The organism is Pseudomonas sp. LG1D9 (genome assembly GCF_002949995.1).
Taxonomy (GTDB): domain Bacteria; phylum Pseudomonadota; class Gammaproteobacteria; order Pseudomonadales; family Pseudomonadaceae; genus Aquipseudomonas; species Aquipseudomonas proteolytica.
The window spans coordinates 2,296,192-2,317,980 of the sequence record NZ_CP026881.1 but is presented as its reverse complement, the minus strand read 5'-3'; the positions used below and the strand labels follow the sequence as shown (position 1 = coordinate 2,317,980).

Sequence of the window (21,789 nt, the reverse complement as noted above, 5' to 3'; positions counted from 1 at the left end):
GCATCACCGCGGTGTGCCTGATACACCACAGTGCTTGCACCGCGGGCAAGCCCGGCTCCCACACAAGCTCGTACACAGATTATTTGTGCGTACTGCGCAAATCGGCGCTTTGCATTTTTTTCACACGCCATCTGGATAATCCTCGGCCATATGGCACGCAGGCGGTCTAAGCCTGGGCTATCACCTACAGCCGATTATCTGGAATGCCTCTATGGCCGTACCTCTCCCTTCTGTGAAACCCGCTCCGCGCCCGCGCCTGAATATGCGTTGGTACTCCTGGCTGTTCCTGGTCGGGGCCGTCATGTATGGGATTTCCTGGTTGATGCACTGGGACGACCGGGGCGCGTTATGGGTGTTGGAGCGGTTTGAAAGCCCCATGGAGCGTCGGGAGAGTGTCTGGCTTCCGGATTACCAGACGGTGATTGACGCCAAGCCGTTGCCCGGCATGGAAAAGGACGAAGCGTCGGATCTGGCCTACGACCCCAGGACCAAGACCCTGTACGCGGTCATGGGCCGCAACCCGTTCCTGGTGGAGCTGAGCCTGCAGGGCGATGTGTTGCGCAAGATCCCCCTGGTGGGCTGGAGCAACCCGGAAGGCGTGACGGTCATGGAAAACGGCGTGCTGGCCATCGTGGATGAGCGCAGGCACAACATGACGCTGGTCAAGGTCGATGCCGACACGCGCCAACTGGCCTTCGCTGACTTCCCCAGCTACGACCTTGGGCCCTCCGAAAACCAGAACAAGGCATTCGAGGCCATCACCTGGGACAAGCGCAATCAACAACTGGTGTTGGGTATCGAACGGCCAGCGCAGTTGTTCACCTGGCACAGCGACGGCGGCCAGGTCCTGGCTGGCAACAAGCAGAAACTGCCCAGCTCAGAGTTGGATATTCGCAACCTCTCGGCCCTGAGCGTCGATCCGCGTACCGGTCACCTGTTGGTACTGTCCGCCGACTCCCATCTGCTGCTGGAGCTGGACGAAAAAGGCAAGCAAGTCAGCTTCATGACGGTGCTTGGCGGCTTCAATGGCCTGAAAAAAACCATCCCCCGCGCCGAAGGCGTGACCATGGATGAAAACGGCACGCTGTACATGGTCAGCGAGCCCAATCTGTTCTACCGCTTCGAAAAGCAGAAATAGCCGACTGATACGTCGGATTCTTCTCTATGAGCGGCATTCCCCAGACACTGAGCTGCGTTTAAGTTTAAATTCAGATGGCTGTGATATTCATTTGCCAGTTTTGACTTTGAGCCAGCCCCCATGCGCCGATTTGCCCGCCCCAAACCCGCCCTGTTTATCCTGTTGTTGATCGCCCTGGTTGCTGTGGGCGTGGTCGCCCAGCAGTTTCGTTTATTCGAGCGTGCCTGGTTCAACTGGCAGGCTTGGCGCCAGCCGGTGGACGAACGATCCATTGGCCTGGCGGATTATCACGTGGTGCTGGAAGCCCAGGTGATCGACGGCCTGGACGATGACGTCTCGGCACTGACCTTCGATCCGGTGCGCAAGAGCCTGTTTACCGTGACCAACCAAAACGCCGAACTGGTCGAACTGTCCCTGGACGGCAAGATCTTGCGGCGTATCAACCTGGTGGGCTTTGGCGATGCCGAAGCGGTGGAGTTCATCAGCGAGAACACCTATGTGGTCAGCGATGAACGCCAACAGCGCTTGATCAAGATACATCTGGAGGACGACACGCAGTTCCTCGACGCGGCCGACGCCGAGCAGATGACCCTGGGTGTGCACCTCAAGGGCAATAAAGGGTTTGAAGGGCTGGCCTATGACTCGGTGGGCAAGCGCCTGTTTGTCGCCAAGGAGCGGGACCCGATGTTGATCTACGAAGTGCATGGGTTTCCCCATTTCAAACCCGAAAAGACCTACTCGGTCCATGTCGTCAACAACCCACGGCGCGATGCCGGGCTGTTTGTGCGCGACCTGTCCAGCTTGCAATACGATGAGCGCAGCGGCCACTTGCTGGCGCTGTCCGATGAGTCGTACCTGGTGTTGGAATTGGATATCGACGGTCGCCCCTTGAGCAGTCTGTCATTGCTCAAGGGGCGCCATGGCCTGAAGAAGCGCGTGCCCCAGGCCGAGGGCATCGCCATGGATGACGATGGCACGCTGTATTTGGTCAGTGAGCCGAACTTGTTCTACGTGTTCAAGAAAAAAGCCGACCCACTGTAGGCGCGAGCAAGCTCGCTCCTGCAAGGATCAGAACATCCACTGTACGCCCAGGGAGTAGCCGGTCTGGCTGCCTTCGGCATGGCCCAGGCGCCCGTTCACTTCGGCGTACACCCCAAGCTGCGGGGTGATCGCCAATTGGCTGCCGACCTGTGCGCGGCCAAAACTCTTGTCTACTGAACCCAGGCGCGCAGTGCGCACCTGGCCATCAGCTCGTGCGGTCAGGTCCAGGTCGTCCAGGCGGCCGTCGGCCAGTTCCTTGACCCAGGCGATATCGCCGTAGGGCATCAGGCTCAGGCCGTAAGGCAGGGCCACAGCACCACGCACGCGCCAGCCGAGGCTGGCTTCCAGGGAATCGAAAGACTGCTCTTCATATTCAAGGGCCGTGCGCAGGTTCTGCTTCTCGTGGAACTTGTCGATACGCGAGTGGCTGTAATCCAGGCCGGCAAACGGTCCGGTCTTGATCGCACCCAGGTCGAAGTCATAGCCGCCGAGCACCCGGGCACCCAGGGACAAGGCATCGGTCTCGCCAGTCAGTTGCTGGTCAAGCAGCACGGGGCCGCCATTGGCCTGGATCACCAGGTTACGTTTTGAGTCAAAGCTGCTGTGGCCCACGCTCAGGTCGCCGGCCAGCCAGGTCGGGCCGCCATCGTTCAACAAGGCATAGACTGCGGCTTGCCAGGTGTCGCTTTCCAGCTTGCCACGGTGCTCGAGTTTGTCGCGACCGTTGAGGTAGCTGAGGCTGGCGCCGATGTTCAAGCTGCTGCTCAGTTGATAGTCGCCCAGGGCATGCAGGCCCAGGCGTCGCGCTTCGGGATTGGGAGCGGTGTCGAAGCCACTGTCCGGGTTGTACTCGCCGTCCACGCCGATCTCGCCATCGAAGGTGCCCACTTCACGGCTGGCCGATTGCAACGTCAGCCAGCGGCGATCGTGCAAACGCACCATGGCCTGGTGCTGGCGCTGCAGGTTGTCCTGCATATTGCGCGCAACCGCGCCGCCCGAGGTGGTGGAGGCCATCAAGTCGGCATTGGTCAGCTCCAGCACCAGGCGGCTGAGCAGGCGCGAATAATCGCGCAGGCGCTGGTCGATGCGTTCCTGGCCGAAAGCATTGGTCAGGACGCTCTTGTTGTCTTCGTTGGGGTCGTGCCAGGTCGAGCCGCCGGGGATCGCCGGGTTGTCGGTCTGGGTGTAGCCGTCCAGGTCGCCCAGTTCCCAGTTGGTGGCTTCGATATACAGGATCGGGATATTCAGCGCCTCGAAGGCTTCGCCATCACTGCAGCAACCGGTGCCGGCGGGGTATTGCGCGTCCAGTCCGGGGTTGGTGAACAGGTTGATGTTCAATTCCTTGGCGATCTGGAGCGTGTGTTCGCGCAACGATGCCAGGGCCGGGTTGGCGGCGCTGTTCTGGCCGGCGTGGGCGTACATCATGTCGCCGGTGATCAGGCTGTCGAGGTTGATCATGGCCAGCATATTGGCGCGCTGGCTGGCGCTCAGCGAATCGACAAATGCCCGGGAGCCGCGCAGGCCTTCCTCTTCGGCGCCGAAGCCGACGATCTGCAAGCCGTTTTCCAGTTGCAGGCCGCCAAGGTTCTTCGCCACTTCGGTCAGCACACTGGCGCCGGAGCCGTTGTCGTCCAGGCCTTGCAGGGTCGGGCGGCCAAAATAGGTATCGAAGTGCGCGCCAATCACCACGTATTGCGGTTTGGTGCCGGCGGCATAGGCCACCACGTTTTGCGAAGCGCGGCTGCCGCCATTCCAAGTGAAGTCCTGGCGGCTGATGTTATAGGCGTTGCCCATCTGGCTCTGCATCCAGTCGGCAGCGCCGGCGAAGTTGGCCGTGCCTCGGTAGCGGCCGGGGTAGTCGGTGATCAGCTTTTCCAGGGTGGTATTGGCGTGCTCGCCGTAATCGTAGGCATTGGATTGAGTCGACAGCAGGGCACAGGCAACGCTGACAGCGAGAGCTAGGGGCTTGATCACAAGGTCTTCCTTGAAGAGGTTGAGGGAGTTGCTCGGCGGGACCGATTGCACAATGCGCGCCTCATTCCGTGGGGCGGTCGCGAATTGGCGCGTTGTTGGAAGTGGGGGTCGCCTGGCTATAAGTTGTAACGGATTTGATACCAGATGCGGCAGGGGATGCCGTGACTTGGCGCACAAATTGGGGCAGGCGGGGGAGAGGCTGCTGCGAAAAGTAGCGTTTTTGTTACATGTTCATCGAACGGAGCGCGGTCAAAAATGTGGGAGCGGGCTTGCTCGCGAATGCGGTGTGTCAGCCAGCAAGTTCGGTGACTGGCACGCCGCATTCGCGGCAAGCCCGCTTCCACAGGGGTTCTGCGTGTACTCAGGCCTTGAGGGTTTTCACGCCTTCACTGGTCCCCAGCAGCAGCACATCCGCAGGGCGCGCGGCGAACAACCCGTTGGTGACCACGCCGACGATCGCATTGATCTGGGTCTCCAGCTCCACCGGGTTGGTGATCTGCATGTTGAACACATCGAGGATGATGTTGCCGTTGTCGGTCAGCACGCCTTCGCGGTACACCGGGTCGCCGCCCAGTTTTACCAGCTCGCGGGCCACGTGGCTGCGGGCCATGGGGATCACTTCTACCGGCAGCGGGAAGTTGCCCAGTACCGGCACCAGTTTGCTGGCGTCGGCGATGCAGATAAAGGTCTTGGCCACGGCCGCGACGATTTTCTCGCGGGTCAGGGCAGCGCCGCCGCCCTTGATCAGGTTCAGGTGCTCGTCGCTTTCATCGGCGCCGTCGATGTAGAACTCCAGGTCGCTCACGGTATTGAGCTCGTACACCGGAATGCCATGGCCCTTGAGGCGCGCGGCGGTGGCTTCGGAACTGGCCACGGCGCCGTCGAACGCGCCCTTGTGCAGGGCCAGCGCGTCGATAAAGCAATTGGCGGTGGAGCCGGTGCCAACACCGACGATGCTTTTATCGTCGAGTTTAGGAAGGATTAAATCGACGGCGGCCTGGGCCACTGCCTGTTTGAGTTGATTCTGGGTCATGCGGGCTCCGGAACGGGCGGGGAGTAAAGAGGGGCGCGAGTATAACCCAACAAAACCTCTGGATTCGTGTGGTCGTCCGGCCAAAAGGCGGGTTAGACTCCTCGGCCCTGCCCAACCCGCCCAGTGATGCTTTCCGATGCTCGAACAGTACGTCAAAAAGATCCTCACCTCGCGCGTTTACGACGTTGCCGTGGAAACCCCGTTGCAGACCGCCCGCCAGCTCTCCGAGCGCCTGGGCAACAAGGTCTGGCTCAAGCGCGAAGATTTGCAGCCGGTGTTTTCCTTCAAGATTCGCGGTGCCTACAACAAGCTGACCCAACTGACCGCTGAAGAACGCGCGCGTGGCGTGGTCACCGCCTCGGCCGGCAACCATGCCCAGGGCCTGGCCCTGGCGGCCAAGGTGCTGGGGGTCAAGGCCACGATCGTGATGCCTAAGACCACCCCGGAAATCAAGGTTGAAGGCGTGCGTTCCCGTGGCGGCAAAGTGGTGCTGCATGGCGACTCCTTCCCGGAAGCGCTGGCGTATTCGCTGAAGTTGGTCGACGAAAAAGGCTACGTCTACATTCACCCCTACGATGATCCGCACACCATTGCCGGGCAGGGCACCGTGGCGATGGAGATCCTGCGCCAGCACCCAGGGCCGCTGGATGCGATTTTCGTCCCGGTCGGCGGCGGCGGCCTGATCGCCGGTATCGCCGCGTACGTGAAGTACCTGCGCCCGGAGATCAAGATCATCGGCGTCGAGCCGGACGACTCCAACTGCCTGCAAGCCGCCATGGCCGCGGGCGAACGTGTGGTGCTGCCAGCCGTGGGGATCTTTGCCGATGGCGTGGCGGTGGCGCAGATCGGCCAGCACACGTTCGATATCTGCAAAGACTATGTCGACGAAGTAATCACCGTCAGCACCGATGAAATCTGCGCGGCAATCAAGGATATCTACGACGACACCCGCTCCATCACCGAGCCAGCAGGGGCCTTGGGCGTGGCCGGGATCAAGAAGTACGTGGAGACCCGTGGCGTCAGCGGCCAGACCTTTGTTGCCATTGATTCCGGGGCCAACGTCAACTTCGACCGCCTGCGCCATGTGGCCGAGCGCGCCGAGTTGGGCGAAGGCCGTGAAGCGATCATCGCCGTGACCATCCCCGAGCGCCCAGGCAGCTTCAAGGCCTTCTGCGAGGCCGTGGGCAAGCGCCAGATCACCGAATTCAACTACCGCTACCACTCCGGCAGTGAGGCGCACATTTTTGTCGGGGTGCAGACCCACCCGGAAAACGACCCGCGCAGCGCACTGATTGCGAGCCTGACCGAGCAGGGTTTCCCGGTGCTGGACCTGACCGAGAACGAGCTGGCCAAGCTGCATATCCGCCATATGGTCGGTGGGCATGCGGCGCATGTCAGCAATGAAGTGGTGTTCCGTTTCGAATTCCCGGAACGTCCGGGAGCCTTGTTCAACTTTCTTAACAAATTGGGCGGTCGCTGGAACATCTCGATGTTCCACTATCGCAACCACGGCGCGGCTGACGGTCGGGTGGTCGCTGGGCTGCAAGTGCCAGCCAACGAGCGGCACCTGGTGCCGGCAGCGCTGGAAGCCATTGGTTACCCGTATTGGGATGAAAGTGACAACCCGGCCTATCAACTGTTCCTCGGTTGAGCGACTACGCTGACTGGGCGGCCTTTAAGGAATCAAGAGCATGGAATATCTGACAACCCTCAAGACCATCCATATGGTGGCAACGGTGCTGCTATTGGCCAGCGGCCTGGCCCTGGCGGTGCTGAGCTGGCGCAAGCGCGCAGCCGGGCCGGCGATTACATTGCAACGGCCATGGCTGTTTGTGTGGTTGTTGATGGGCGTAAGCCTGGTGAGCATGCCATTCACCGGCTGGTGGCTGGTGCACCTGATCGGCTGGCCATTGGGGCAGACATGGATCCTGGGCTCCAGCGTGATCTATAGCGTGGCGGCGCTGGCCTGGTTCTGGCTGGTGGTGCGCCTCAATCGCCTGCGCCTGGGCGGTACGGGCAGCGCGAAATTCACCCTGGCCCTGGCGGTTGTCAGCCTGGTGGGGTTTGTGGCGATTGCCGGGTTGATGGGGGCCAAGCCGGTCTAGCGTTCGTCAAACCATTGTAGGAGCGAGCTTGCTCGCGAAAAACGTCAACGATAACGCGTACCCGCTGATTAAACGTGTCGCGCTCAGGTTTTTCGCGAGCAAGCTCGCTCCTACAGGGATCTGGGTGATCAGCCGCGCAGGCTGATTACCGGCCATCCACGCTTCTGGGCCTCAGCCCGCAAATTCGCATCTGGATCCACCGCCACCGGGTGAGTCACCTGCTCCAGCAACGGCAGGTCGTTCATCGAATCGCTGTAGAAATAGCTGTCGTCCAGGCTATACCCGGTCTCTTCCAGCCATCGATTCAAGCGCGTCACCTTGCCCTCGCGAAAGCACGGAACATCCGTGCTGCGCCCAGTGTAGCAGCCATCGGCCATCTCACACTCGGTGGCGATCAGGGTTTCAACCCCCAAACGTGCGGCAATCGGCGCGGTGACAAAGCGGTTGGTGGCGGTGATGATGACCAGCGTGTCACCGGCGGCGCGGTGTTTGGCCAGCAGTTCAGCCGCCTTGGGCAGCATCAGCGGTTCGATGCAGTCGCGCATGAAGTCGCGGTGCCATTCGTCGAGTTGGGCCATCTCGGTGTTGCCGAGGATTTCCAGGCTGAAGTTCAGGTACGCGGCGTTGTCCAGCTTGCCGGCCAGGTAATCCTGGTAGAACTCGTCGTTGCGGGTTTTGTAGGCAACGGCATCGAGGATGCCACGCTCACACAGGTAATCACCCCAGGCGTGGTCACTGTCGCCGCCCAAAAGCGTGTTGTCCAAGTCGAATAAAGCCAGGCGCATTGCGGTTACTCGCTGAAAAGTCTGTAAAAAGGCGTCCAGAATACGGTCTTTTCACAAGAGTGCACATAAGGTAAGCAGCCTCGTTGCCGCTGCAACAAGCTTTGTGGAACAATGCGGCGACATGCGTTTGCGAGGTTGTTGCCGTGATCGACCCCGATGGTTTCCGTCCAAATGTCGGGATTATTCTTACGAATGATGCCGGACAGGTGCTATGGGCTCGCCGTATCAACCAAGATGCCTGGCAGTTTCCCCAGGGCGGGATCAACCCCGACGAAACCCCTGAAGACGCCTTGTACCGCGAGTTGAACGAAGAAGTAGGCCTGGAACGCGAAGATGTGCAAATTCTCGCCTGTACCCGAGGCTGGTTGCGCTATCGTTTGCCGCAACGCCTGGTGCGTACCCACAGCCAACCACTGTGCATCGGCCAGAAGCAAAAGTGGTTTCTCCTGCGCCTGATCTCCAACGAGCAGCGGGTGCGGATGGATTTGACCGGTAAACCGGAGTTCGATGGCTGGCGCTGGGTCAGTTATTGGTATCCGTTGGGCCAGGTGGTGACATTCAAGCGCGAGGTTTATCGTCGCGCTCTCAAAGAGCTTGCCCCGCGCCTTTTAGCGCGCGACTGACGACGGAGTTCGACCCCGAGCCATGCTCAATACGCTGCGCAAGATCGTCCAGGAAGTTAACTCCGCCAAGGATCTCAAGGCGGCGTTGGGGATTATTGTGTTGCGCGTCAAGGAAGCCATGGGCAGCCAGGTCTGCTCGGTTTACCTGCTGGACCCCGAGACCAACCGTTTTGTGCTGATGGCCACGGAGGGCTTGAACAAGCGCTCCATCGGCAAGGTCAGCATGGCGCCCAATGAAGGTCTGGTGGGCCTGGTGGGGACGCGTGAAGAACCCCTGAACCTTGAGAACGCGGCCGATCACCCGCGTTATCGCTACTTTGCCGAAACCGGCGAAGAACGCTACGCCTCCTTCCTCGGCGCCCCGATCATCCACCACCGCCGTGTTGTCGGCGTATTGGTCATCCAACAGAAAGAACGCCGCCAGTTCGATGAAGGTGAAGAAGCCTTCCTCGTGACCATGAGCGCGCAGCTGGCCGGGGTTATCGCCCATGCCGAGGCCACCGGCTCGATTCGCGGCCTGGGTCGCCAGGGCAAGGGCATCCAGGAGGCCAAGTTCGTTGGCGTGCCGGGTTCACCGGGCGCTGCGGTCGGTACTGCGGTGGTCATGCTGCCGCCGGCTGACCTGGATGTGGTGCCGGACAAGTCCATCGACGACATCGATGCGGAAATCAAACTGTTCAAGACCGCCCTGGAAGGGGTGCGCGCCGACATGCGCAACCTGTCGACCAAACTGGCCACCCAGTTGCGCCCCGAAGAACGGGCGCTGTTCGACGTGTACCAGATGATGCTCGACGACGCGTCCCTGGGTAACGAAGTCAAGACCGTGATCAAGACCGGCCAGTGGGCCCAGGGCGCGCTGCGCCAGGTGGTCACCGATCACGTCAACCGCTTCGAGCTGATGGACGACGCCTACCTGCGCGAGCGCGCCTCGGATGTGCGCGACCTGGGCCGGCGCCTGCTGGCCTACCTGCAGGAAGACCGCACCACCAACCTGGTGTACCCCGACAACACCATCCTGATCAGTGAAGAACTGACCGCCACCATGCTCGGCGAAGTGCCGGAAGGCAAACTGGTGGGCCTGGTCTCGGTATTGGGTTCGGGCAACTCCCACGTGGCGATCCTGGCCCGGGCCATGGGTATCCCGACGGTAATGGGCCTGGTGGACCTGCCGTATTCCAAGGTTGACGGCATCTCGATGATCGTCGACGGGCACCGGGGCGAGGTCTTCACCAACCCCAGCGAGTTGCTGCGCAAGCAGTACGCCGAAGTCGTAGAGGAGGAGCGCCAGCTGTCCCAGGGTCTCGATGCCCTGCGCGAACTGCCCTGCGTGACCCTCGACGGCCACCGTGTACCGCTGCTGGTCAACACTGGCCTGCTGGCGGACGTGGCGCGTGCTCAACAACGTGGCGCTGAAGGGGTGGGCCTGTACCGCACCGAAGTGCCGTTCATGATCAACCAACGTTTCCCGAGCGAGAAGGAGCAGCTGGCGATCTATCGCGAGCAACTGTCCGCCTTCCACCCGCTACCGGTGACGATGCGCAGCCTGGACATCGGCGGCGACAAGTCACTGTCTTATTTCCCCATCAAGGAAGACAACCCCTTCCTTGGCTGGCGCGGCATCCGCGTTACCCTCGACCACCCCGAAATATTCCTCGTCCAGACCCGCGCCATGCTCAAGGCCAGCGAAGGCCTGAACAACCTGCGTATCCTCCTGCCGATGATCTCCGGCACCCACGAACTGGAAGAGGCCCTGCACCTGATCCACCGGGCCTGGGGCGAAGTGCGCGACGAGGGCGCCGATGTGCCGATGCCTCCGATTGGCGTAATGATCGAAATTCCGGCAGCGGTGTACCAGGCCAAGGAACTGGCGCGGCAGGTGGACTTCCTGTCGGTGGGCTCCAACGACCTGACCCAATACCTGCTGGCCGTGGACCGTAACAACCCACGGGTGGCCGACCTCTACGACTACCTGCACCCGGCAGTGCTGCAAGCCCTGCAACACGTGGTGCGCGACGCCCATGCCGAAGGCAAGCCGGTGAGTATCTGTGGGGAAATGGCCGGTGATCCGGCAGCGGCGGTGCTGTTGATGGCCATGGGCTTTGACAGCCTGTCGATGAACGCCACCAACCTGCCGAAGGTCAAGTGGATGCTGCGCCAGATCAACCTGAGCAAGGCCAAGGAGCTGTTGGCGGAGTTGATGACCATCGACAACCCGCAAGTTATCCACAGCTCGCTGCAGTTGGCCCTGAAAAGCCTGGGGTTGGCGCGGATGATCAATCCGACGGCGACGAAAACCCTGTAGGAGCGAGCTTGCTCGCGAAAAACGTCAACGATAACGCGTACGCGCTGATTAAACGTGTCGCGCTCAGGTTTTTCGCGAGCAAGCTTGCTCCTACAGGTTGATGTCTACCTCGCCGAGTCGTCCACCATGGGGCCCGAAGCTACGTTCCACCATCCGCCGCGTCCCATCGGCATGCACAATCAGTGCGGTACTCGCCCGTGTTCCATAACTGGGGCTGGCGATAAACACACTCGACAACAAACTCTCGGTGGCGAGCCCGACCCCGGTATCCGGCAGCTCGGCAAACGGTGCGGTCTGGGGGTCGCTCAAAATCCCCAGCAGGGCTTCAGGATGGGGATCGTCCAGCACTTCGGCCAGCGCGGCCTTGGCCTTGAGCAGTTTGGGCCACGGCGTGTCCAGCCCGGCATTGGATAACCCATAGATCCCGTTCATCAGTTGCGTGGGCGTCGACTCATTGGCGTTGTAATGCCATAACTCATCCCGCGTGCCGATCAACAGGTTGAACCCGGCATATTCAATCGATCTGCCGTTAACATCGGCTAAATAGTCATCAACCGGTAGGGAACCGTTGAGAAAGCGCGCCACCAACTCGCCCCGGGACTTGCGCGCCGGTGGCTGGTGCGGGTCGCGGATATTGGTCAGCGCGGCAAACCGCCCATCGGCACCGATCCCCAGCCAGGAGCCACCCGCTTCCTGGTCGCGGCCGGCATATACCTGCGGTGCATCCGGCCACTGGGCCAGGGGCAGGCTGGGCCGGGCGTAGAATTCGTCACGGTTGGCCGCGACGATCAGCGGCTGGGCGTGGCCCGGCCGCCAGGCGAAAACAATCAGGCACATAAGGCGATCCTTTTGTGTTTTGTTCACTCTACCCATAGAACCGCCGGCTATCCATCGTATCGAAGTTGGGCCAGATGCCTCCCATCCGTTAACATGCCAGGCTGCTTGGCGTGGGGGCGAACTTCTTCATTTGATCGAACTGCTGTAACGCAGGCTTAATCGCCCACCGGCATGGTCCGTGCGCAATAACGAATGATTTAACGAGGAGTCGCAATGCTGCCTTACCCGCAGATCGACCCGGTGGCCCTGGCCATCGGTCCGCTGAAAATCCACTGGTACGGGTTGATGTACCTGATCGGCATCGGCGGTGCCTGGCTGCTGGCTTCTCGGCGCCTGAACCGCTTCGACCCGACCTGGACCAAGGAGAAACTCTCCGACATGGTGTTCTGGATGTCGATGGGGGTGATCGTCGGCGGTCGCCTGGGCTATGTGCTGTTCTACGACTTGAGCGCGTACCTGGCCAACCCGACCCTGATCTTCGAGGTGTGGAAGGGCGGTATGGCGTTCCACGGCGGCTTTATCGGCGTGATGCTCGCGGCCTGGTGGTTTGGCCGGCGCAACGGCAAGTCATTCTTCCAGTTGATGGACTTCGTCGCGCCGATGGTGCCGATTGGCCTGGGGGCCGGGCGTATCGGTAACTTCATCAATGCCGAATTGTGGGGCAAACCGACCGACGTGCCGTGGGCGATGGTGTTCCCACCCTTCAGCGACCCGGCGCAACTGCCGCGCCACCCGTCGCAGCTTTACCAGTTCGCCCTGGAAGGCGTGGCGCTGTTCCTGATCCTTTATATCTTCTCGCGCAAGCCGCGCCCGACCATGGCGGTTTCCGGGATGTTCGCCCTGTTCTACGGGATCTTCCGCTTTATCGTCGAGTTCGTGCGGGTGCCGGATGCGCAACTGGGCTACCTGGCGTTCGGCTGGCTGACCATGGGCCAGGTGCTGAGTATCCCAATGATCCTCGCAGGCCTGGGCATGCTCTGGTGGGCTTACAATCGCCCGCAGGCGATCAAGAACGCCGCGCTATAAATTCGAACGCCGAGGCCTGAGGGCCTCGGCTTCACCGATACAGGTAATGTCATGAAGCAATATCTCGAGCTGGTTTCCCACGTCATCAACAACGGCACCAAGCAGGCCAACCGCACGGGCGTGAACACCATCAGCTTCCCTGGTGCGATGTTGCGCTTTGACCTGCAGGAAGGTTTTCCGGCCATCACCACTCGCAAAATGGCCTTCAAGTCGGCGATTGGCGAGATGTGCGGCTTTTTGCGCGGGGTGAACAACGCCGCCGAATTCCGCGCCCTGGGCTGCAAGGTGTGGGACCAGAACGCCAACGAAAACGCGCAGTGGCTGGCCAACCCGTTCCGCCAGGGCGAGGACGATCTGGGCGAGATCTACGGCGTGCAATGGCGCAAGTGGCCGGCGTACAAGCAGATCCCGCTGAGCAACCAGGCCGCTATCGAGCAGACTCTGGCCCAGGGCTATCGCCAGATCGCCGAAGGCGAGGAAGATGGCCAGGCCTACGTGGTGCTGTACAAGGCCATCGACCAGATCCGCCAGTGTGTCGACACCATCATCAAGGACCCGGGCAGCCGGCGCATCCTGTTCCACGGCTGGAACTGCGCCCAGCTCGATGAAATGGCCTTGCCGCCGTGCCACCTGCTGTACCAGTTCCACCCGAATGTCGAGACCAAGGAGATTTCCCTGACCCTCTACATCCGCTCCAACGACCTGGGCCTGGGCACGCCGTTCAACCTCACCGAAGGCGCCGCGCTGCTGAGCCTGATCGGCCGCCTGACTGGCTACACGCCGCGCTGGTTCACCTATTTCATCGGTGATGCGCACGTCTACGAAAACCACCTGGACATGCTCAACGAACAGCTCAAGCGCGAGCCATTCGCCGCGCCGAAGCTGGTGATCAGCGAGCGTGTGCCGGAGTTTGCCAAGACTGGGGTGTACCAGCCGCAGTGGCTGGAATTGATCGAACCGGGCGACTTCTCGCTCGAAGGCTATGAGCACCATGCGCCGATGACGGCGCCGATGGCGGTCTGATCTAAACGCGGTCAAAAAAGTGTGGGAGCGGGCTTGCCCGCGATAGCGGTGTATCAGTCGACATCTTAATTGACTGGTCCACCGCTATCGCGGGCAAGCCCGCTCCCACATTTGGTTGGCGTTCACATTAGTTAGTGGCCGTGGCTTCTACCCACATGTGAATGCTCCGCCTCACTGGCCGCCACACTCCCACTGACCTCCAACCGCTGCAAAATCCCGCACTGGTCAATCTCCGGCCCTTCGCCACAGCGCTGGCGCAGGTCGATCAATTGTTCCTGCAGGGCCAACAACCCATCAATCCGCGCCTTGACGTGATGGATGTGCTCGTCGATCAGCGCATTGACGCTTTCACACTGGTCCTGGGGGCTGTCGCGCAGGCCCAGCAGGCTGCGGATCTCTTCCAGGGTCATGTCCAGGCTGCGGCAGTTGCGGATAAAGGTCAGGCGCTCGGTGTGCGCCTGGGTGTACAGCCGGTAGTTGCCCTCACTGCGCGCCGGGGGCGGCAGCAGGCCTTCCTTCTCGTAATAGCGGATGGTTTCCACCGGGCAGTCGGTCAGTTTTGCCAGTTCGCCGATCTTCATCGCAGCAATCTCCAAAAGGGTGCTTGACCCTATAGTGGCTACAGGGTCTTTACTTGGCAACAGGCACCTTCACGGACGCGAGACAATGAGCGATTCCATTCACACCCCGCATAAGCATGACCACGATCACGATCATGATCACGGCGAAAAACTGCAGCCTGTGCAAAAGCACGATCATGGCGGCTCCTGCTGTTCCGGCGCGGCTGCGCCTTCTCTGGTGACGTTGACCGAAGCGCCCAGCGCCAACGCGCGGCTGAGCACTTTCCGCATCGAAGCCATGGACTGCCCCACTGAGCAGACGCTGATCCAGAACAAGCTGGGCAAGCTGGCCGGTGTGCAGCAACTGGAGTTCAACCTGATCAACCGCATCCTTGGCGTGACCCACGATTTGCCGAGCACCGCGCCGATCATCGAGGCCATCAAATCCCTGGGCATGCAGGCCGATCCGATCGAAGAGGGTGCGCCTGCCGCCGAGCCTGCTGCCAAGAAACCCTGGTGGCCGCTGGCCCTGTCCGGCGTGGGTGCGCTGGCAGCGGAGGTGATCCATTTCACCAACGCTGCACCGACCTGGGTGGTGGCGCTGGTGGCGCTGGTGTCGATCCTCAGCGGCGGCCTCACTACCTATAAAAAGGGCTGGATTGCCCTGAAGAACCTCAACCTGAACATCAACGCGCTGATGAGCATCGCCGTGACTGGTGCGATCCTGATCGGCCAGTGGCCGGAAGCCGCGATGGTGATGTTCCTGTTTACCGTGGCCGAATTGATCGAGGCCAAGTCCCTGGACCGCGCGCGCAACGCGATCAGCGGCCTGATGCAGATGACACCGGAACAGGCCACGGTGCGCGAGGCTGACGGTAGTTGGGTCGAACAGGAAGTCAAAGTCATTGAACTGGGCGCCATCGTGCGGGTACGTCCCGGTGAGCGCATTGGCCTGGACGGGGAAGTCACCGCGGGCCAGTCCACCATCGACCAGGCGCCGATCACCGGCGAAAGCCTGCCGATCGAGAAAACCGTGGGCGATAAAGTCTTCGCCGGCACCATCAACCAGGCCGGTTCCCTGGAATACCGGGTGACCGCCGCCGCCAACAACTCCACCCTGGCGCGCATCATCCATGCGGTGGAGCAGGCCCAGGGCTCACGGGCGCCGACCCAGCGCTTTGTCGACAGCTTCTCGAAAATCTACACCCCGGCGGTATTCCTGTTTGCCTTGGGCGTGGCATTGATTCCGCCGCTGTTCATGGGCGGGGTGTGGTTCGACTGGATCTACCGTGCGCTGGTGCTGCTGGTGGTCGCCTGCCCATGCGCCCTGGTGATTTCCACTCCGGTGACCATCGTCAGTGGCCTGGCCGCGGCCGCGCGCAAAGGCATCCTGATCAAGGGCGGCGTGTACCTGGAAGCCGGCTACAAACTGGACTATCTGGCCCTGGACAAGACCGGCACCATCACCCATGGCAAACCGGTACAGACCGACTACCTGGCGCTGTCCACCCAAGACAACGCCCCGGCCCTGGCCGCGAGCCTGGCCGGGCGCTCCGACCACCCGGTGTCGCTGGCCATTGCCAATGCGGCTGTGGATAAAAACCTGGCGCTGCTCGCTGTGGATAACTTCGAGGCCCTGGCTGGGCGCGGGGTACGTGGCGAGATCAACGGCGAGGTCTATCACCTGGGCAACCACCGCCTGGTGGAAGAACTGGGCCTGTGCTCGCCAGCCCTTGAAGAAAAACTCTTCGCCCTGGAAAAACAAGGCAAGTCCGTGGTGCTGCTGCTCGACAAGTCCGGCCCGCTGGCGCTGTTCGCCGTGGCCGACACGGTCAAGGACAGCAGCCGCGAAGCCATCGAGCAGTTGCACGAGCTTGGCATCAAGACCCTGATGCTCACCGGCGACAACACCCACACCGCCCAGGCGATTGCCGCCCAGGTGGGTATCGACCAGGCTCAAGGCGACCTGCTGCCCACTGACAAACTCAAAGCCATCGAGGATCTGTACGGCAAAAACCACCGGGTTGGCATGGTCGGCGACGGTATCAACGACGCCCCGGCCCTGGCCCGCGCGGAGATTGGCTTTGCCATGGCCGCGGCAGGCACCGACACCGCCATCGAAACCGCCGACGTAGCGCTGATGGACGACGATTTGCGCAAGATTCCGGCATTCATACGTTTGTCGCGACAAACGTCGAGTATCCTCAAGCAGAACATCGCCCTGGCGCTGGTGATCAAGGCGATCTTCCTGGCAGTGACCTTCCTGGGCATGGCCACCATGTGGATGGCGGTGTTCGCCGACGTGGGCGTCAGCCTGCTGGTGGTGTTCAATGGTCTGCGCCTGTTGCGCAAATAGTCGATGAGAGGGTGGTGTGCTGAGTGCCGAGCTGAAGGCGTTTTACATGGTTGCCCGCCTGGGCAGCATTACCCAGGCGGCGAAGAAACTCGGCCTGAGCCAACCCACGGTGACCACCCAGATCCGCCACCTGGAAAGCCAGTACTCGGTTGAGCTGTTCTATCGCGGTGGCCGGCGCCTCACCGTCAGCGACGAGGGCGCGCGGCTGTTGCCGATGGTCAAGGCGCTGTTGCAGCAGGAAGCGGATATCGAGTTTTTCCTGCGCAACAGCGGTCAGGTCCAGGGCACCTTGCGGATCGCCGCGACCGCGCCTTACTACATCCTCGACCTGGTGAAGACCTTTCGCGAACGCTTGCCCCACGTGGAAGTGGCGGTGGAAATCGGCAATTCCCAGCAGGTGCTCGAAGCGCTGGATGATTACCGGGTGGATGTCGCCGCGTCCTCGCAACTGCTGGAAGACCCCCGCCTGATCCGCCGGGTGCTGGGCACTGACCCGCTGGTGCTGGCGGTGCATCGCAATCACCCGTTGGCCGCGCTGGAACATGTTCCACTCAGTGCGTTGGTGGGGCACACCCTGTTGATGCGCGAAGCGGGTTCCACCACCCGGCGCCTGACCGAAGAGATGCTCGATGGCGCTGGCGTAAGCTATGGGCCACTGCTGGAGATCGGCAGCCGCGAGTCGATTCGCGAGGCGGTGCTGCGCAATATCGGCATCAGCATCATTGCCCGCCAGGAAGTGCCCCATGACCCGCAACTGCGGGTGCTGACCATCGAGAATGCGCCGCAGATCCCGGAGTATCTGTATTGCCTCAAGGAGCGCAAAGGTGCGCGGTTGCCGGCGGCGTTTCTGGGGTTGGCGCAGGAAATGTCGCCACTCTGAGGGTGTTGGTGGCTTTGAAATCGCCATCGCAGGCAAGCCAGATCCCACATTTGCATGTATTCACAGCCCCAAATGTGGGAGCGGGCTTGCCCGCGATAACGCCAGGCCAGTCACCACAACGCCACAACCCTACCCAAATCCACCAATACCACTATCACCCGCTTTTGCCTTCCTGCCACACCAGGGACGCATTTGCTCCCTAGCATGGCCTTCATCAGTTTGATGAGGTGCCACCATGAACACAGCCCAGCTCAACCCCGGCGCGCCGATGAAGGTGCGTGGTATCCAGAAGCGCTTCGGCGCCTTTACCGCCCTGGACCATGTGTCCCTGGACGTCGCTGCCGGTGAGCTGGTGTGCCTGCTTGGCCCTTCGGGCTGTGGCAAGACTACCTTGCTGCGCTGCATCGCCGGCCTGGAACGCCAGGACAGCGGCGAGTTGTACCTGGGTGATCGCGATGTCTCCCTACTGGCACCCCAGGCGCGGGACTACGGCATTCTGTTCCAGTCCTACGCGCTGTTTCCCAACCTCAGCGTCGAGGCCAATATCGGCTACGGCCTGACCGGCAGCGGCCGCGATGAAGTGCGCAAGCGCGTGGCGCAGATGCTGGAGTTGGTCGGCCTGACCGGCAGCGAAAAGAAATACCCCGGCCAACTGTCCGGTGGTCAGCAACAACGGGTCGCCCTGGCCCGTGCCCTGGCGCCGGCCCCGTCGCTGTTGCTGCTGGACGAACCCATGTCAGCCCTCGACGCCCGGGTGCGTGAGCACCTGTGTACCGAACTGCGCCAACTGCAACGCCGCCTGGGCATCACCACCTTGATGGTCACCCACAACCAGGACGAGGCCATGCTGATGGCCGACCGCATCGCCGTGATGAACAACGGTAAGGTCGAGCAATACGCCACTCCTCAAGAGATTTATGATCGCCCGGCCACGCCGTTCGTGGCCGAGTTTGTCGGCCAGGGCAACTGGCTGCCGTTCAGCCGCAACAGCGCCAGCCACGCCCAGGTCGGCGGGATGAACGTGCGCCTGGCCGAAGACAGCGGCAAGGCCGCGTCGGGCCGCTTGTTCTGCCGGCCGGAAGCAATCAGCGTCAACCCGCCGGTACACGAAGAAAACCTGTTCCCGGCCAAGGTCCGCGAGATCACCTTCCTCGGCAACCGTTGCCGCATGAGCTTTGAACTGGACCAGTTGCCCGGCCATCCGCTGCTCGCCGAACTGGCGCCGGAAGCCATGCCGCGCCTGGGCGCCCAGGATATCTGGGTTGCACTGCCGCCGCGCAGCCTGCAGGTGTTTGCCTGAGATGGCCGCCGATATGACCCTGCCGGTACCCGGCCGCGTGGCTCGCCAGGTTTCCCGTGCCGAAATCGGCGACCGCATCTTTGTAGTGGGCGGCAAGGTGCTGTTGCTCTGCCTGTTGGGCATCGCCGTGCTGCTGCCGTTGCTGGCGATCTTCTGGCGCGGCTTCAGCGCCGAAGACGGCCAGGGCGGCGGGCTGGTGGCGGCGCGCGAGTTGCTGACCAGCGCCAACTTCCATTGGCTGCTGGGCAATAGCCTGAAGGTTTCCCTGAGCGTTGCGGCCATCGTCGTACCCCTGGCCTACCTGTTTGCCTACGCCCTGCAACGCACGCTGATCCCCGGCAAGACGCTCTGGCGTGGCCTGTCATTGCTGCCGCTGATGGCGCCCTCGATGTTGCCGGGCATCGCCCTGGTGTATCTGTTCGGCAACCAGGGCATGTTGCGCGGCCTGCTGTCAGACAACATCTACGGCTTCTGGGGCATTGTCCTCGGTGAAGTGATCTACACCTTTCCCCATGCCCTGATGATCCTGCTGTCGGCGCTGTCTTTGGCGGATGCGCGGCTGTTCGATGCTGCCTCAAGCATGGGTGCCAGCCCCGCGCGGGCGTTTCGCAGCATCACCTGGCCGGCGACGCGCCAGGCTGTGTTTGCCGCGTTCTGCCTGGTGTTCACCCTGACCATCACCGACTTCGGCGTGCCCGTGGTGGTGGGCGGCGACTATCAAGTACTGGCGCTGGAAGCCTACAAGGCGGTGGTCGGCCAGCAGCAGTTCGGTCGCGGCGCCTTGATCGGCATGGTGTTGCTGCTGCCGGCGCTGCTCAGTTTTGCGGTGGATACCTGGCTGCGCCGGCGCCACGGCGACTCCATGAGTGGCCGCGCCCAAGTGTTCCAGCCGGCGCCGTCGCGCCTGCGCGATGGCTGCTACCTGGCGATTGTGTTGCTGATCTGCGCGGTGCTGCTGTTGGTGTTCGGTATGGCGGTGTATTCGTCGCTGGTGAAATTCTGGCCGTACAACCTGTCGCTGTCGCTCAACCATTACCAGTTCAACGACACCGCCGGTGGCGGCTGGCTGGCCTATCGCAACAGTTTGACCATGGCGATCTGCACCGCATTGATCGGCAGTGTGCTGATCTTCACCGGCGCCTACCTGATGGAAAAGACCAAAGGGCAAAAAGGCCTCAACCTGGCGCTGCGCATGCTCAGTTTTGTGCCGATGGCAGTGCCGGGCTTGGTGCTGGGCCTGGGTTATGTGTTCTTTTTCAACCTCAACGGCAACCCGCTGCATGTGCTCTACGGGACCATGACGCTGCTGGTGGTGTGCACCATTGCGCACTATTTGACCACCGCGCAGATGACCGCCACCACCGCCCTGCGCCAACTGGACGCCGAGTTCGAAGCCGCCGCGCTGTCGCTCAAGGCGCCGTTGTACCGCCACTATCTGCGGGTCACCGTGCCGATCTGCCTGCCGGCGCTGTTGGACATCCTGCGCTACCTGTTTGTCTCGGCGATGACCACTGTGTCGGCGGCGATCTTTCTCTACAGCCCCGACACCATCCTCGCCGCAGTCGCCGTGTTGAACATGGACGACGCCGGCAACGTTGGCGGCGCGGCGGCCATGTCGACCCTGATTCTGTTCACTTCAGCCGGCGTTTCGCTGCTGCTGGCGTGGGCCTCACGCGGCTTGTTGCGCCGCTCCCAGGCCTGGCGCCAAACCGCGCCCGGTCAATAACCCTGCCCCACACAAGGAAACGCACCATGTTCAAGCCCCTGGCCCTCGCCGCTGCTGTGCTCACCGCGTTCAGCCTGAATGCCTTTGCTGCCAAGACCGAGTTGACCGTGTACACGGCCCTTGAAGCCGAGCAATTGAAGACCTACAAAAAAGCCTTCGAAGCGGCCAACCCGGACGTCGAGATCAAGTGGGTGCGGGACTCCACCGGCATCATCACCGCCAAGCTGCTGGCGGAAAAAGCCCGCCCGCAAGCCGATGCGGTGTGGGGCCTGGCGGCTTCCAGCCTGGCGATCCTCGATCAGCAAGGCATGCTGCAAAGCTACGCGCCAAAGGACCTGGACAAGATTGGCAAGAACTACCGCGACGCCGCCAACCCACCGGCCTGGGTCGGCATGGACGTATGGGCTGCGACCATCTGCTTCAACACCGTCGAAGCCGAAAAGCAGGGCCTGAGCAAGCCGATCAGTTGGCAGGACCTGACCAAGCCGGAATACAAAGGCAAGATCGTCATGCCGAACCCGGCGTCGTCCGGCACCGGGTTCCTCGACGTCAGCGCCTGGCTGCAGACCTTCGGCGAGAAGCAGGGCTGGCAGTACATGGATGACCTGCACCAGAACATCGGCCAGTACGTGCACTCCGGCTCCAAGCCGTGCAAGTTGGCGGCGTCCGGCGAATTCCCGATCGGTATCTCCTTCGAGTACCCGGCCGTGCAGTTGAAGCGCCAGGGCGCGCCGCTGGATATCGTCTTGCCCAAGGAAGGCCTGGGCTGGGACATTGAAGCCACTGCGGTGATCAAGGGCACCGCCCACCAGGAAGCGGCGCAGAAACTCGCCGACTTCTCTGCAAGCCCGGCGGCGATGGAGTTGTACAAGGAAAACTTTGCGGTCCTGGCCCAGCCGGGAATCGCCAAGCCACAGACCGAATTGCCGGCGGACTACGAGCAGCGCCTGATCAAGAACGACTTTGCCTGGGCCTCGAAAAACCGCGACAACATCCTGACTGAATGGCGCAAGCGCTATGACGGCAAGTCGGAAAAACAATAACTTCAACCGTTTCTAAAACTGTAGGAGCGAGCTTGCT

18 protein-coding genes are annotated in these 21,789 nt (G+C 61.8%); 13 read left to right on the top strand and 5 right to left on the bottom strand.

Annotated elements, in window-relative coordinates; all coding sequences use genetic code 11:
• The first annotated feature begins 211 nt into the window (after nt 1-211).
• A complete protein-coding gene (locus C5F71_RS11185; RefSeq protein WP_092231201.1) occupies nt 212-1,138 on the top strand; it encodes an SdiA-regulated domain-containing protein in 927 nt (308 codons plus the stop codon).
• A 120-nt stretch (nt 1,139-1,258) separates the two neighbouring features.
• Nucleotides 1,259-2,179, top strand: coding sequence for an SdiA-regulated domain-containing protein (locus C5F71_RS11180; RefSeq protein WP_070993995.1), 921 nt, complete (start codon nt 1,259-1,261; stop codon nt 2,177-2,179).
• A 27-nt stretch (nt 2,180-2,206) separates the two neighbouring features.
• Here C5F71_RS11180 and C5F71_RS11175 read toward each other — a convergent pair whose 3' ends face one another.
• Both C5F71_RS11175 and rpiA read right to left on the bottom strand, forming a co-directional pair.
• Nucleotides 2,207-4,153: an autotransporter domain-containing protein gene (locus tag C5F71_RS11175; protein WP_104912612.1), complete on the bottom strand. Its 1,947-nt coding sequence runs from the start codon at nt 4,151-4,153 to the stop codon at nt 2,207-2,209.
• A 361-nt stretch (nt 4,154-4,514) separates the two neighbouring features.
• Entirely contained in the window at nt 4,515-5,186 is a 672-nt protein-coding gene (gene rpiA, locus C5F71_RS11170) for a ribose-5-phosphate isomerase RpiA (RefSeq protein WP_104911144.1), read from the bottom strand.
• A 136-nt stretch (nt 5,187-5,322) separates the two neighbouring features.
• Here rpiA and ilvA point away from each other — a divergent pair, with 136 nt between their 5' ends.
• Together ilvA and C5F71_RS11160 are read left to right on the top strand one after the other, a co-directional pair.
• Entirely contained in the window at nt 5,323-6,837 is a 1,515-nt protein-coding gene (ilvA, locus tag C5F71_RS11165; RefSeq protein ID WP_029289404.1) for a threonine ammonia-lyase, biosynthetic, read from the top strand.
• A gap of 40 nt (nt 6,838-6,877) precedes the next feature.
• Complete coding sequence (locus tag C5F71_RS11160) at nt 6,878-7,291, top strand: DUF2269 family protein (protein ID WP_029289402.1); 414 nt, start codon at nt 6,878-6,880, stop codon at nt 7,289-7,291.
• A gap of 128 nt (nt 7,292-7,419) precedes the next feature.
• Here the strand turns inward: C5F71_RS11160 and C5F71_RS11155 are convergent, their stop codons facing one another.
• The gene (locus C5F71_RS11155; RefSeq protein ID WP_104911143.1) at nt 7,420-8,076 is read right to left on the bottom strand and encodes an HAD family phosphatase; all 657 of its coding nucleotides are present in this window, start codon (nt 8,074-8,076) and stop codon (nt 7,420-7,422) included.
• A gap of 143 nt (nt 8,077-8,219) precedes the next feature.
• Here C5F71_RS11155 and C5F71_RS11150 point away from each other — a divergent pair, with 143 nt between their 5' ends.
• Nucleotides 8,220-8,699 (top strand): RNA pyrophosphohydrolase, encoded by a 480-nt coding sequence (locus C5F71_RS11150; protein WP_003176750.1) that lies wholly within the window; start codon nt 8,220-8,222, stop codon nt 8,697-8,699.
• 22 nt (nt 8,700-8,721) lie between these two features.
• Entirely contained in the window at nt 8,722-11,001 is a 2,280-nt protein-coding gene (gene ptsP, locus C5F71_RS11145; protein ID WP_029289388.1) for a phosphoenolpyruvate--protein phosphotransferase, read from the top strand.
• A gap of 90 nt (nt 11,002-11,091) precedes the next feature.
• On the opposite strand, the gene C5F71_RS11140 is transcribed toward ptsP, so the two are convergent.
• Complete coding sequence (locus tag C5F71_RS11140) at nt 11,092-11,838, bottom strand: NRDE family protein (protein ID WP_070993992.1); 747 nt, start codon at nt 11,836-11,838, stop codon at nt 11,092-11,094.
• Between the two features lie 213 nt (nt 11,839-12,051).
• Between C5F71_RS11140 and lgt the strand changes: the two genes are divergently transcribed.
• Nucleotides 12,052-12,864 carry a prolipoprotein diacylglyceryl transferase gene (gene lgt, locus C5F71_RS11135; RefSeq protein WP_070993991.1) on the top strand — a complete coding sequence of 271 codons (813 nt, stop codon included), beginning with the start codon at nt 12,052-12,054 and terminating at the stop codon, nt 12,862-12,864.
• Between the two features lie 51 nt (nt 12,865-12,915).
• Nucleotides 12,916-13,887, top strand: a complete 972-nt coding sequence (locus C5F71_RS11130) for a thymidylate synthase (RefSeq protein WP_104911142.1) — start codon at nt 12,916-12,918, stop codon at nt 13,885-13,887.
• Nucleotides 13,888-14,018: 131 nt separating this feature from the next.
• On the opposite strand, the gene cadR is transcribed toward C5F71_RS11130, so the two are convergent.
• On the bottom strand, nt 14,019-14,468 hold the full coding sequence (cadR, locus tag C5F71_RS11125; protein WP_029289380.1) for a Cd(II)/Pb(II)-responsive transcriptional regulator: 450 nt from the start codon (nt 14,466-14,468) through the stop codon (nt 14,019-14,021).
• A gap of 85 nt (nt 14,469-14,553) precedes the next feature.
• Here cadR and C5F71_RS11120 point away from each other — a divergent pair, with 85 nt between their 5' ends.
• From C5F71_RS11120 to C5F71_RS11100, 5 genes are all read left to right on the top strand, one after another.
• Nucleotides 14,554-16,803 carry a heavy metal translocating P-type ATPase gene (locus tag C5F71_RS11120; protein WP_104911141.1) on the top strand — a complete coding sequence of 750 codons (2,250 nt, stop codon included), beginning with the start codon at nt 14,554-14,556 and terminating at the stop codon, nt 16,801-16,803.
• A gap of 16 nt (nt 16,804-16,819) precedes the next feature.
• Nucleotides 16,820-17,683 (top strand): LysR family transcriptional regulator, encoded by an 864-nt coding sequence (locus tag C5F71_RS11115; protein WP_029289375.1) that lies wholly within the window; start codon nt 16,820-16,822, stop codon nt 17,681-17,683.
• Between the two features lie 235 nt (nt 17,684-17,918).
• Complete coding sequence (locus tag C5F71_RS11110; protein ID WP_029289373.1) at nt 17,919-18,983, top strand: putative 2-aminoethylphosphonate ABC transporter ATP-binding protein; 1,065 nt, start codon at nt 17,919-17,921, stop codon at nt 18,981-18,983.
• 1 nt (nt 18,984) lies between these two features.
• Nucleotides 18,985-20,709 (top strand): putative 2-aminoethylphosphonate ABC transporter permease subunit, encoded by a 1,725-nt coding sequence (locus C5F71_RS11105; RefSeq protein WP_029289371.1) that lies wholly within the window; start codon nt 18,985-18,987, stop codon nt 20,707-20,709.
• A 26-nt stretch (nt 20,710-20,735) separates the two neighbouring features.
• Nucleotides 20,736-21,752 carry a putative 2-aminoethylphosphonate ABC transporter substrate-binding protein gene (locus C5F71_RS11100; RefSeq protein WP_029289369.1) on the top strand — a complete coding sequence of 339 codons (1,017 nt, stop codon included), beginning with the start codon at nt 20,736-20,738 and terminating at the stop codon, nt 21,750-21,752.
• Nucleotides 21,753-21,789: the final 37 nt, after the last annotated feature.